We start from the raw sequence: 11,171 nt of genomic DNA on the forward strand, positions 1-11,171 counted from the left end.
GCCTACACCACGTGCAGACGAACCTTTTCTGTCCGAATCAGGCGACCCCGTACGGCCTCGTTCACCCCAGCCTCTCGGCTCCGGGTCGGCGTCCGTGTCGCTCTGACTCGACAAAAGTTACGCACCCACAGCCCACAACGCAAATCGCCTGGTCAGACGGGGTGTTTCCGTGGTTCAGCGTCATCATCGCTCACATGCGCCGCTCCGAATACGGGCTGTGCGCGTCTGCGGCCCGACCGTCGGGCTGTCCGCGCACGGAGAGAGAGCAACCCGTGCCCATCGCAGCGACCGACTACAACCACGTTCGGCTGACGGTTCGAGACATCGACGTCTCCCGCAAGTTCTACGACGACGTCTTCGGATTCGAGGTGGCGTTCGAGCTTCCGCCCAACCCCGACGCCGAGACTCGGGAAGCCCTGGGATTCCTGTTCGGCGGGGTCATCTACAAGTTCGGCGGCGGTCTGCTCGGTCTGCGTCCGGTGGCGCCGGCCGGTGACACCTTCGCCGAGGACAGTGTCGGACTCGATCACCTGAGTTTCACGGTGGCGAGCCTGCAGGACGTGCACGATGCCGCGGCCGTCCTCGACGAATTGGGGATCGAGCACGAGCCCGTCAAGGACCTGGGCGACGCCGGCATGGCGATCCTGGAATTCCGCGACCCCGACAACATCGCGTTGGAGATCGCCGGCCCCAACAGCTGACGGACCGGACAGGCCGGGCCGCCGGTCGGGAGTTCGTCCCGACCGGCGCGTCCGGAGGGCGCTGTTCTCAGGCGCCGTCGAGTCCCTGGCCACGCGCCTCGCGCGCGGCGTTCCTGGCCTCGACGTCGGCGGCGTCCAGCGCATCGGCTTCCTCGAGCGTCGGAGCGCTGCCGCCGAGACGAGCAGGAACCCAGTACGCACCGGCGGGGTGCTCGTAATCCTTCTGGGCGTCGAGCAGCAGCGCCTGCATCGTCGAGCGCAGACGCTCGGTCAGTTCGGCAGCAGGCAGGTCGGGTTGGATCGGCTCCCCGACACGAATGGTGATGGGGGTCTTGGTGCGTCCCAACCGTTTCGGGTGTCCCTTGGTCCACACGCGCTGGGCCCCCCAGATGGCGATCGGCACCAGCGGAACGCCCGCCTCGATGGCCATGCGGGCAGCGCCCGACTTGAACTGCTTGATCTCGAAGCTGCGGCTGATGGTCGCCTCCGGGTAGACCCCGACCAGCTCGCCCCGCGACAACGCGTCCACGGCCGCACGGTAGGACTCCGCACCGGCGGCACGATCGACCGGAATGTGCTTCAGTGCCCGCATGATCGGGCCGGACTTCGAGTTGTCGAAGACTTCCTTCTTGGCCATGAAGCGGATGTACCGCTTGTGCCGACGCGCCGGCAGCCCGGCGTAGGTGAAGTCGAGGTACCCCGTGTGGTTGATGGCGATCACCGCGCCACCGCGAGCCGGGATGTTCTCGGCTCCGGTGACGTCGAACTTCAGGCCCTGGGCCGCGAAGACCGTGCGCGCGATGCCGATGACGGTGCGATAGACGGGGTCCACGCCTCGCAGCCTAACGGCTCACGACGCCCCGTCGGGCGTCGTGAGCCGGATGGGATCAGGAGTCGGCGTCGATGCGAACGACCATCTTGCCGGTGTTCTCGCCGCGGAGCATGCCGAGGAACGCGTCGACGGTGTTCTCGATGCCGTCGACCACGGTCTCGTCGAACTGCACGCGCCCCTCGCGCAGCCAGGTCCCCATGTCCTGCGCGAAGCGCGGGAAACGGTCGAAGTAGTTGCCCACCGTGAAGCCCGTCAGCGTCAGACCGCGGGTGACGATGTTGGCCATGTTGCTCGGTCCGGGCGTCGGGCCCTCGGTGTTGTACTGGGAGATCGCGCCGCACAGGGCCGCTCGGCCGCCGTCGCGGAACGCGGCGAGCGCGGCCTCGAGGTGGTCGCCGCCGACGTTGTCGAAATAGACGTCGATGCCGTCGGGAGCGGCCTCGTGCAGCTGCTCGGTCACCGATCCCTGCTTGTAGTCGAACGCGGCGTCGAAGCCGTACTTGTCGATGAGCAGCCGGATCTTCTCCGCGGAGCCCGCGGACCCGATCACTCGGCTCGCGCCCAGGATGCGGGCGATCTGACCGACCGCGGAGCCGACGGCGCCCGCGGCACCGGAGACGAAGACGACGTCGCCCTCGCGAAGATGCGCGACGTCCTGCAGACCGACGTACGCCGTCAGGGCGGTCATCCCGAGAATGCCGAGGTAGGCGGAGGACGGGACGCCGTCGAGATCCTCCACGACACGGAACTGCGCGGCGTCGCCCTGCGCGACGTCGCGCCAGCCGAGCTGATGCGAGACGAGGCTGCCCACCGGGTGGTCGTCGGAGGTGGTCTCCACGACCCGGCCGACGGCCCCGCCGGTCATCGTCTCGTTCAGGGCGAACGGCGGAACGTAGGACTTCACGTCGTTCATCCGGCCCCGCATGTAGGGATCGACGGACACGAACTCGTTGACCACGCGCACCTGTCCGGCCTCGAGATCGGGCAGGTCGACGGTCACGGTGCGGAAGTTCTCGTGGGTCGGCCACCCCGTGGGACGGGACACCAGCTGGATCTGCGTGCTCTGCACTGCAGTCACCTCTCTTTGTGGATCGTTCGGTACACTAAAACCGTACGCTTCGACCGAGGAGGTGTCACCCTCGTGGGCAGACGACCGACGTTCGACACGGCGCAGGTGGTCCGCGCCGCGCGAGATCTGTTCTGGACCAAGGGATACGACGGCACCGCGCTCCCCGAGCTCGAGGCGGCGACGGGCCTCGCGCGCTCGAGCATCTACCACGCGTTCGGAAGCAAGCGTGGGCTGTTCGACGCCGCCGTCGAGGACTACCTGAGCGCTGTCGTCACCCCCCGACTCGCCCTTCTCAGCGGCCCGGACGGCCCGCACGCGTACTTCGAGTCGCTGGCGCACGACCTCGCCGCGACCGACCCCGACCGACGCGGTTGCCTCCTCGTCGACGCCGCCGCCGGCCCCGCCGCGCACGACGACGCGCTGGCCGCCGTCGTCACGTCGTACCGCCGTCGACTCTTCGACGCCTTGCGCGACGCTCTCGCCGCGCGCGGCGATCACGATGCCGACACCACCGCGCGCGTCCTGACCACCATGAACATCGGGGCGCTGGCCATCGCGCGGGTGGATCGCACCGAGGCGGTCGCGATCGCCCGGGCGGCGCGGGATCTCGCCGCACCCGACGTCATCGGGACCGGCACACCAGGCCGCTGAGCAGGACCGTCGCGACCGCCAGCAGCGCGGTCGCGACGACCGGGGACGGCCCGACCGCGTACCAGCCGACCACGATCAGCCCCGCTCCCTCCGACGCGACCCCCGCCACCGACATGACCGTCGCGCGGGAGGGTCCCGTGATCGCGTCCTGCAGGCGAGTCTCGGCGACGATGGAAAGCGCCCACAGGATGCCGGTGGCCACCCCCAGTCCGACGAACGCGCCGACGAGCCCCACCCACGGCGCCGCCGCCAACCCCGCCGCGGCCACGATCGGCATCGCGGCGATCGTGCGCGTCGAGGCCCGCGCCGCCCGTCCCGCGAGCGCGGTCCCGGCGATCTGTCCCACCATCGGGATCGCCAGCAGGAGCGGGATCGTCTCCGGCGTCGCCCCCAGGTCGTCCGCGATCAACGGGGTGTACTCGTCGACCACCAGCACACCCGCCACCGCCGCGACGAGCATCACCCCGCGGGCGACGGCACGGGACGCGACCACCTCCGCCGTTCCCGAGCGCAGGGCGTCGAGCCACCCCGGCTCGGTGTCCGAATCGTCGTCCGGATCCCCGTTCGCGGCGTCGCGTGGCGGGTCCGGAAGGCGCCGGGCCAGCACAGCGGTGAGCGCGGCGGCGGCGACACTGGCCCAACCGACCAGCTCGAACGATCCGGCAGCCAGCAGAGGGCTCGCGACGAGGAGGGCGACGAGGGTCGACGTGGTCGAGGCGGCCTCGGCCGTTCCGGCCAGGCCGGCGTAGGACGACGTCCGCCCCTCCCGAGCCAGCGCGTCGTAGAGCAACGCCTCGAACGTCCCCGACTGGAGGGCTCCGCCGATACCCCAGAGAACGAACCCCACCGCGAATCCGAGGTAGGTCGGCACGAGAACCCACGTGGCGAACGACGCGGCCGCGAGCAGCGCAGCGACGACGAGCAGCAACCGCCGGGAGACGACGTCGGCCAGGGCGCCGGACGGCACCTCGAGTGCGAACGACACGAGCGTCCAGATCGCGAACAGCGACGAGATCTGGGCGACCGAGAGGCCGGTGGCCCGGAACAGCAGGGCGTACACCGCGTACAGCGGCACGAACTCGCGCGATGCCGCGTACAGCACCACGGAGACGTCGAGGGCGGGTGGGCGTCGTCAAAGCATGCCGGGATGCTACGACAGGGCCGATCGCGGCGCCGTCGAAATCGGTACCGTCGGCCCAGTGGACATCAGCCGCTGGCGCAGTCGTCTCCCCGTCACCCGCGCATCCGACGGCGAGCTGGTCGGGTGGACCGTCTCCGACCTCGCGGCCGACGACGGCGAACTGGTCGACGCCGTCAACCCGGTGGGGCACGTGATCGCCGCCGACGTCCGGCTCGATCACGCCGTCGACGTGTTGGAATCGCAGGGACTGTCCTCCCTGTCGCGGCCCTATTGGGCACGCGCTCCGCTGCCGGTGGCGAGCGAACTCGATCTCCGTCGCCCGCAGCAGGATTGGCGATGGCGTCGCATGGTGATGACCCAGCTCGACGACACGCGGGTGTGGATCCGGCCAGCGTATCCGTCCTACCCGGAGCGGATGGTGGAGGTGGCGCTGTCCCTGCCCGCCGACGACGTGCTGGTCACCGAGCCGCCGTCGCCGGACGAGTGATCAGCGGTCCTGCTTCGCCGACGAGGTGAGCCGTCCGCCCGACTTTCTCTGCTCGGTGAATTTGCCGACCGACGAGGCCCGTAGGGCGAATGCACCGTCCGGCACGGTGCCCCGTGAAGCGGCCGCTGCCTCGCGCGCCGTGCGCGACCCGTGGCCCGTGTTCTTCGGCATGAATCCTCCTCGAGGGGTCGACGATACTCCGACGCTCGTCGGAGTTCGTTCACGAAATGCGAAGTGCATACAACGCGAAGACACTCAGCACCAGAACGACAAGCGAGCCGGCGAGTAACGACGTGCTTCGGAGACGCAGCCTGGAGCCGAGCGTCGACTGCTCGCGGCCGACCAGCACCGACGCGCTCGGAGCAGCCGGTCCGCCGAGGAGTGCGAGCGTGCGCACGTCCAGATCGTCCGAGTCCCATAGTGCGTACGTCAGTGACGCGACGAGAACCGCGGCGAGAACCGAGACCGACTCGAGCCGCCGGAGCAGGTGGAGTCGAAACTCGACTCGAATTCGATAGTCGCGATCCGGGTCGTGGCTGTAGAAAGCCACGTACTGATCGTTGCGGCGGGAGACGAGCGGGCCGACCGCATAGTGCACGGAGTCGACCGAATACGCGTCGGCCGACACCAAGCGAACGTTCGGGTCGTCGACCTTGATGGTGACGTGGTTGGTTCGAGCATCGGCGATGACCAATTCCTGGTGACCGGAATTGCGCTTCGGGTCCATGCGAACATTGCGGCGTTCCGCGGTCTTCACGACGAACGGCTCGTCCAGAGGGACCTTCATGACCGCCATGAGGTCGTACGAGCAGGCGTAGTCGGCGAGCACCTCGAGACACTCGTCGGCAGCGGCGCCCTCGCCTTCGATCGCCGCCCGATCCGAGAGGTGTTCGAGCAGTACGGCATACGAGCGGAGCGTCGCACTCGCGTGATCGGCCGACACGAGGAACCCGTTGGCGAACAATTCGGGCAGTACCAGCCAGGGCGCCTCCGGGGCCGTGCGTTCGACCGTGTCCACCCGCTGCAGAAGAACGGAGCCACAGCGCGCCGAGTAGTTCCGCCACGTGTCCAGGGTCTCCGTGCCCGGTTCGAAGGGCAGCCCTTCCCGCAGGAATTCGTCCGGGTCCACGATCTCCTCGTGCAACCAGGGTCCGCTGTACCCCAGAGCCGCGATCAGCACCGACCGCACGTCGTCCGTCAGGTCGACCTCGCACTCCCGCAGCAGGTCCTCGAAGAATGCCACCTCCCGCGTGGCGATCTCGGACCGTGGAAGCAGGGACGCCGAGCCGTCCAGACCCTCGACATCGAAGTCCAGAAGGGGGCCGCGCGGAAACGGTGCGACGAACATCGGTAGCAGCGCGTGGGTGTAGTCACCGTCGGTCGGGAGGTACTCGTCGAGCATCGCTCGCAACGGAGCCACCTGCAGCGACCGTCTGCGCACGCACGTACTCGCCGCGTCGATCACGACGGTCTCGACGGCCCGTACCCGCCAGTCCAGCGGCCGTCGAAGCATCGCCACCGTTGCGGCGCGCACATCGACGAGATCGGCAGTTCTGTCCCCCACGACGCCCCCGACCACCCGGCAGCGCCCCCCGACGCCGCATCGACGGCGACAGTACGGGAGGCCACCGACACGGGCCTTCGGCCGATCAGGCGGGGCGGAGCACGTCCGTTCCGACGAAGGGGACGAGCGCTTCGGGAACCCGGACACTGCCGTCGGGCTGCTGGTGGTTCTCGAGAATCGCGGAGATCCAGCGGGTGGTGGCGAGGGTGCCGTTGAGCGTGGCGGCGACCTTCGGCTTGCCGTTCTCGTCGCGGTACCGCACGCCGAGGCGTCGGGCCTGGAACGTGGTGCAGTTCGAGGTCGACGTCAGCTCACGGTAGGTGTTCTGCGTGGGGAGCCATGCCTCGCAGTCGAACTTGCGCGCGGCGGACGAGCCGAGGTCCCCGCCGGCGACGTCGATCACGCGGTACGGAACGTCGATCGCGGCCAGCATCTCCCGCTCCCACGCGAGCAGACGCCGGTGCTCGGCGTCCGCGTCCTCGGGCCGGCAGTAGACGAACATCTCGACCTTGTCGAACTGGTGGACCCGGATGATGCCGCGGGTGTCCTTGCCGTAGCTGCCCGCCTCGCGGCGGAAGCAGGACGACCACCCGGCGTAGCGCTTGGGCCCGGTCGACAGGTCGAGGATCTCTCCCGAGTGATAGCCGGCCAGCGGGACCTCGGAGGTGCCGACGAGGTAGAGGTCGTCCTCCTCGAGGTGGTAGATCTCCGACGCGTGCGCACCCAGGAATCCGGTGCCCGCCATGATTTCCGGGCGCACCAGCACCGGCGGGATCATCATCGTGAATCCGTTGGCGACGGCTTTCTGCGCCGCGAGCTGCAACAGGCCGAGCTGGAGCAGCGCGCCGTGGCCGGTGAGGAAGTAGAACCGGGCGCCGGAGACCTTGGCGCCGCGCTCCATGTCGATCAGCCCGAGGGCCTCACCCAGCTCGAGGTGGTCCTTCGGGTTCTCGATCGCGGTGGGCTCACCGACGGTCTCGAGGGTGACGAAGTCCTGCTCACCGCCGGCCGGGGCACCGTCCTGCACCAGGTTCGACAGCGCGCGATGCGCGGCGTCCAGGCGGGCGTCGGCCTCGTTCTGGGCGGCCTCGGCGGCCTTCACCCGATCGGCGAGCTCGGACGCACCGGCGAGCAGCTCCGTCCGCTCCTCCGGCGTCGCCTTCCCGATCCGCTTGCCCAGGGCCTTCTGCTCGGCGCGCAGATCGTCGGCCGCGCCGACGGCGGTACGACGGGCCGCGTCGGCCTCGAGCAGCGCGTCGACCAGGGACGGGTCCTCGCCACGGGTGCGCTGCGACTGGCGGACGGCGTCGGGGTCCTCGCGGACGATTCTGAGGTCGATCACGGGACGTCAGCCTACTGGGCCGGACGTGCCCCGACGGCCGAGGAGGTCCAGGTAGTCGTCGCGGCCGAACATCCGGGCGGCGTCGACGGCGCTGGGACGACCGGCGTCCGGATCGGCGCCGGCGTCGACCAACGCCCGCACCACGTCGTCCTCGCCCTTGAACACCGCGCCCGCCAGGGGCGTCTGACCGCGGTCGTTGGCTCGCCCGACGTCGGCACCGCGATGGATCAGCGCAGTCACGGTCTCGGAGTGGCCGTGGTAGGCGGCGAGCATGAGGAGGGTGTCCCCGGAGTCGTTGGTGAGGTCGACGGGGACGCCCGCGTCGACGTACGCCGCGAGAGTGGTCGCCTCACCCGCGCGGGCCATGTCGAACACCCGCGTCGCCAGATCGGCGACGTCGGCGGGGATCGTCTCGTCGGCGTCCGGGGAGTCTGGATTCGCACCACTCATACCGCCGGAACCTACCTCCAGGCATGATGGTGCCGATGTCTCCGAAGCCCGACGACACCTCGTCACCGCAGTCCGGCGGCCCCGCGACCTCGTCGACGGCGGCGCCGGAGTCGTCCGCGCAGGCGGCGGCGCCGGAGTCGTCCGTGCAGGCGGCGGCGCCGGAGTCGTCCGCGCAGGCGGAGGCGGCGGAGTCGAGCGTCACCGCGGCGAGCGGCGAGGCCGCGACCCCACCGAGCGCCGAGGCGGCACCGACCCGGCGCACCGTGCAGGCGTCGAAGGCCCGCCGACTGCTGGCCCTGGTGGCCATCGGCGCCGTCGGCGCGGCGGCGGTGACCATCGGTGTCTCCGGCGGGTTCGACCGGAGCGAGAACCTGCCCGCGCCCACGGCCCAGGGGACGTCCGCGAGCACGTCGTCGTTCGGCGCGTCGGACGCCGGCGACTGCCTGCAGTGGACGCCGACGGACGACCCGGACACCGACCGTCAGGACCTTGCCGAGGTGTCGTGCGCCGAGCCGCACCGGTTCGAGGTGGCGAAGACCGTCGACCTGGCCGCGTTCCCGGTCGCGGAGTTCGCGACGGGCTCGCCCTATCCGGACTCGTCCCGCTTCGCGGCCCTGCGGGACGAACACTGTGTCGCGGCGGTCCAGGACTACACGGGCGGACGGTTCGACCCGACCGGTCGCTACTCCGTCGGCCTGATGTTCCCGAGCCAGGCCGGCTGGGCCAACGGCGAGCGGGCCATCCGCTGCGGCATCCAGCAGACGGGTGCCACCAGCGCGCTGCAGGAGATGGTCGGACGCGTGGCCGACCAGGATCAGTCGACCGTGTGGGACGTCGGGACCTGCGTCGGCGTGGAATCGGGCGTGCCCACCGATCCCGTCGACTGCGGCACCGCGCACGCGTTCGAGGTGGTGTCGGTGGTCGACCTCGGGGCGCAGTTCCCCGGTGGCCTCCCGTCCGTCGAGGACCAGGACCGCTACCTCGAACCCACGTGCACGCAGGCCGCCGATGCCTACCTCGGCAGCCCCGACGCGCTGCGCAACAAGACCCTGACCCTCTTCTGGGACAACGTCGACGCGTCCAGCTGGATGTCCGGCAGCCGCAAGGTGAGCTGCTCGGTGGGCAAGGAGGTCGACTCCGGCGGGTTCGCCGCGATCGTCGGCTCCGCGAAGGGCGACATCACCATCGACGGCGTCGTACCGGTGCCCCCGCCGCCCGTGCCGGACGGACGCAGTCTCCCCACCCCGCTTCCCGGCGCGGCGCCCCTGCCCGGAGCCTGACGTGCCGGTGTCGATGACCGACGCGGAGTTCGACGACGCCGTGAACGACGCCCTGGACTCCCTCCCCGACGAGTTGATGTCGCGGCTGGACAACGTCGTGGTCCTGGTGGAGGACGAGCACCCCACCGAGGACCTGCTGGGGCTGTACGAGGGTGTCGCGCTCACCGAGCGTTTCGAGTACAGCGGGCACCTTCCCGACGTCATCCACATCTACCGGCTGCCGATCCTCGACCTCGCCGAGGACGAGCACGACGCGCGTCGGGAGATCGCGGTGACGGTGGCCCACGAGATCGGTCACCACTTCGGCATCGACGACGAGCGGTTGCACGAGCTCGGCTTCGGCTGAGCGGCATCCTTCGAGGGTCCTGACCTGCGGGGAACCGCCGCGGCGGCGCGTGCGTCCAATCACGACGTCCCCCTGTCCTGCCGACAGCTCACCGTCGCGGCGCCGATCATCGGTCTCCCCGGCGGGGAAACGGAGCCCGCCGTGGCCGCTCACGTGGTCGTCGACCCCGTCGCGTTGCTCGCCGCCGCCGCCGATCTCGACGCCGCGGCGTCGCGCTTGACCGGCGCCGTCACCGGAACGGAGGCCGCCGTGCGGCCGGTACCGGCCGGTGCCGACGAGGTCTCGCTGCTCGCCGCCCGTCACTTCTGGACCGCGGCCCACTCGATGGCCGGCGCCGCCGCGGCCTCCGCCGCCGAACTCCGGCGCACCGCGGCGGCCTTGCGCGTGCAGGCCGAGGCGTACCGGACCACCGACGCCGGATTCGGCTCCGCGCTGACGGGCGGAGCGCGGTGACCGCCGGCCCCACCGGCGTGGTCTGGCTGCCCCGGACAGCGGCGGGTAACTCGGCGGCGTTGCTCGCGGGCCCCGGTCCGCTCCCGGCGTCCGCTGCCGCGACCGCCTGGTCCGCCGCGGCGAGTGCCTTCGCCGACGTGGCCGCCACCGTGGCGCGTGTCGGGGCGGTACTGAACCTCTCGTGGGACGGCGTCGCGGCCGATGCCGCGGACCGCGGACTGACGGCCACCGCCGCCTGGGCGACGAGCACGGCCGACCGGTGTGCACTGGTCGCCGCACGCGCGGGCGCCCATGCCGCGGCCGTCACGGCCGCTCGCGTGGTGATGCCGACGCCGGTGGAGATCGCCGCGGTGGAGGGTACCCGAGTGGCCGCGTACTCCACCGGGGGTGCGGTCACCGGCGCCGCGCAGGCCGCGGACGCGGCACGTCTCGCGCTCGACGTGCGCGCGGCCGTCGTGATGGAGACCTACGAGGCCGCGTCGGCGACCCTGGCGATGCCCGAGGTGTTCGACCCGCCGCCTCCGGTCACGTCCGGAGCCCCGGCCACCGCCCCGATCACGGTGGCTCCCGTCCCGCCGTGGTCGGCGGACCCGGGGCGGGCGGCATCGGGGGGTGATGCCCGACGCGGCGACGAGCAGGGGGACCGGATCGGGGCCGGCCCGGTGGCCGAGCACGGTGCGACCGCGGGACCTGCGGAGGACCCGGCGGTCACGCGCGCGGCGTCGTCCGTTCTTCGAGCGGGCGACCAGCTCGGCGGGCAGGTCGTCGACTCCGCCCTCGGCAGCGTGGGCGGCTCGGGGCTCGGGGAGCGGCCGGGTGTCGGCGGATCCGGTGGCGGTGGACTCGGTGCCGGTG

At 71.0% G+C, this 11,171-nt stretch carries 14 protein-coding genes; 7 read left to right on the forward strand and 7 right to left on the reverse strand.

Annotated elements, in window-relative coordinates:
- Positions 1 to 272: 272 nt before the first annotated feature.
- The gene (locus HQ603_RS18505) at positions 273 to 701 is read left to right on the forward strand and encodes a VOC family protein (protein WP_068366126.1); all 429 of its coding nucleotides are present in this window, start codon (positions 273 to 275) and stop codon (positions 699 to 701) included.
- Between the two features lie 67 nt (positions 702 to 768).
- Here HQ603_RS18505 and HQ603_RS18510 read toward each other — a convergent pair whose 3' ends face one another.
- Positions 769 to 1,533 (reverse strand): lysophospholipid acyltransferase family protein, encoded by a 765-nt coding sequence (locus tag HQ603_RS18510; protein WP_222686214.1) that lies wholly within the window; start codon positions 1,531 to 1,533, stop codon positions 769 to 771.
- 55 nt (positions 1,534 to 1,588) lie between these two features.
- Positions 1,589 to 2,602, reverse strand: a complete 1,014-nt coding sequence (locus tag HQ603_RS18515) for an NADP-dependent oxidoreductase (protein WP_371831075.1) — start codon at positions 2,600 to 2,602, stop codon at positions 1,589 to 1,591.
- Positions 2,603 to 2,674: 72 nt separating this feature from the next.
- Between HQ603_RS18515 and HQ603_RS18520 the strand changes: the two genes are divergently transcribed.
- Entirely contained in the window at positions 2,675 to 3,253 is a 579-nt protein-coding gene (locus HQ603_RS18520) for a TetR/AcrR family transcriptional regulator (RefSeq protein WP_222686216.1), read from the forward strand.
- Here HQ603_RS18520 and HQ603_RS18525 read toward each other — a convergent pair.
- Positions 3,225 to 4,355, reverse strand: a complete 1,131-nt coding sequence (locus HQ603_RS18525; RefSeq protein ID WP_222686217.1) for an MFS transporter — start codon at positions 4,353 to 4,355, stop codon at positions 3,225 to 3,227. The genes HQ603_RS18520 and HQ603_RS18525 overlap by 29 nt on opposite strands.
- Before the next feature lie 97 nt (positions 4,356 to 4,452).
- Here HQ603_RS18525 and HQ603_RS18530 point away from each other — a divergent pair, with 97 nt between their 5' ends.
- The gene (locus HQ603_RS18530; RefSeq protein WP_308126616.1) at positions 4,453 to 4,881 is read left to right on the forward strand and encodes a hypothetical protein; all 429 of its coding nucleotides are present in this window, start codon (positions 4,453 to 4,455) and stop codon (positions 4,879 to 4,881) included.
- Here the strand turns inward: HQ603_RS18530 and HQ603_RS18535 are convergent, their stop codons facing one another.
- From HQ603_RS18535 to HQ603_RS18550, 4 genes are all read right to left on the reverse strand, one after another.
- Positions 4,882 to 5,052, reverse strand: coding sequence for a hypothetical protein (locus tag HQ603_RS18535; RefSeq protein WP_222686219.1), 171 nt, complete (start codon positions 5,050 to 5,052; stop codon positions 4,882 to 4,884).
- Between the two features lie 49 nt (positions 5,053 to 5,101).
- Positions 5,102 to 6,394, reverse strand: coding sequence for a hypothetical protein (locus HQ603_RS18540; protein ID WP_222686220.1), 1,293 nt, complete (start codon positions 6,392 to 6,394; stop codon positions 5,102 to 5,104).
- Positions 6,395 to 6,530: 136 nt separating this feature from the next.
- Entirely contained in the window at positions 6,531 to 7,787 is a 1,257-nt protein-coding gene (gene serS, locus HQ603_RS18545; RefSeq protein ID WP_222686221.1) for a serine--tRNA ligase, read from the reverse strand.
- Between the two features lie 6 nt (positions 7,788 to 7,793).
- Entirely contained in the window at positions 7,794 to 8,237 is a 444-nt protein-coding gene (locus HQ603_RS18550) for an ankyrin repeat domain-containing protein (RefSeq protein WP_222686222.1), read from the reverse strand.
- Positions 8,238 to 8,272: 35 nt separating this feature from the next.
- On the opposite strand from HQ603_RS18550, the gene HQ603_RS18555 reads away from it, so the two are divergent.
- From HQ603_RS18555 to HQ603_RS18570, 4 genes are all read left to right on the forward strand, one after another.
- Positions 8,273 to 9,517 (forward strand): septum formation family protein, encoded by a 1,245-nt coding sequence (locus tag HQ603_RS18555; protein ID WP_222686223.1) that lies wholly within the window; start codon positions 8,273 to 8,275, stop codon positions 9,515 to 9,517.
- 1 nt (position 9,518) lies between these two features.
- Positions 9,519 to 9,863, forward strand: coding sequence for a metallopeptidase family protein (locus HQ603_RS18560; protein ID WP_371831076.1), 345 nt, complete (start codon positions 9,519 to 9,521; stop codon positions 9,861 to 9,863).
- A 141-nt stretch (positions 9,864 to 10,004) separates the two neighbouring features.
- On the forward strand, positions 10,005 to 10,316 hold the full coding sequence (locus HQ603_RS18565; protein WP_222686225.1) for a PE domain-containing protein: 312 nt from the start codon (positions 10,005 to 10,007) through the stop codon (positions 10,314 to 10,316).
- On the forward strand, positions 10,313 to 11,171 hold an 859-nt coding region (locus HQ603_RS18570), incomplete at its 3' end, for a PPE domain-containing protein (protein ID WP_222686226.1). The genes HQ603_RS18565 and HQ603_RS18570, both read left to right, overlap by 4 nt.

Source organism: Rhodococcoides corynebacterioides, assembly GCF_019834675.1.
GTDB lineage: Bacteria > Actinomycetota > Actinomycetes > Mycobacteriales > Mycobacteriaceae > Rhodococcoides > Rhodococcoides corynebacterioides_A.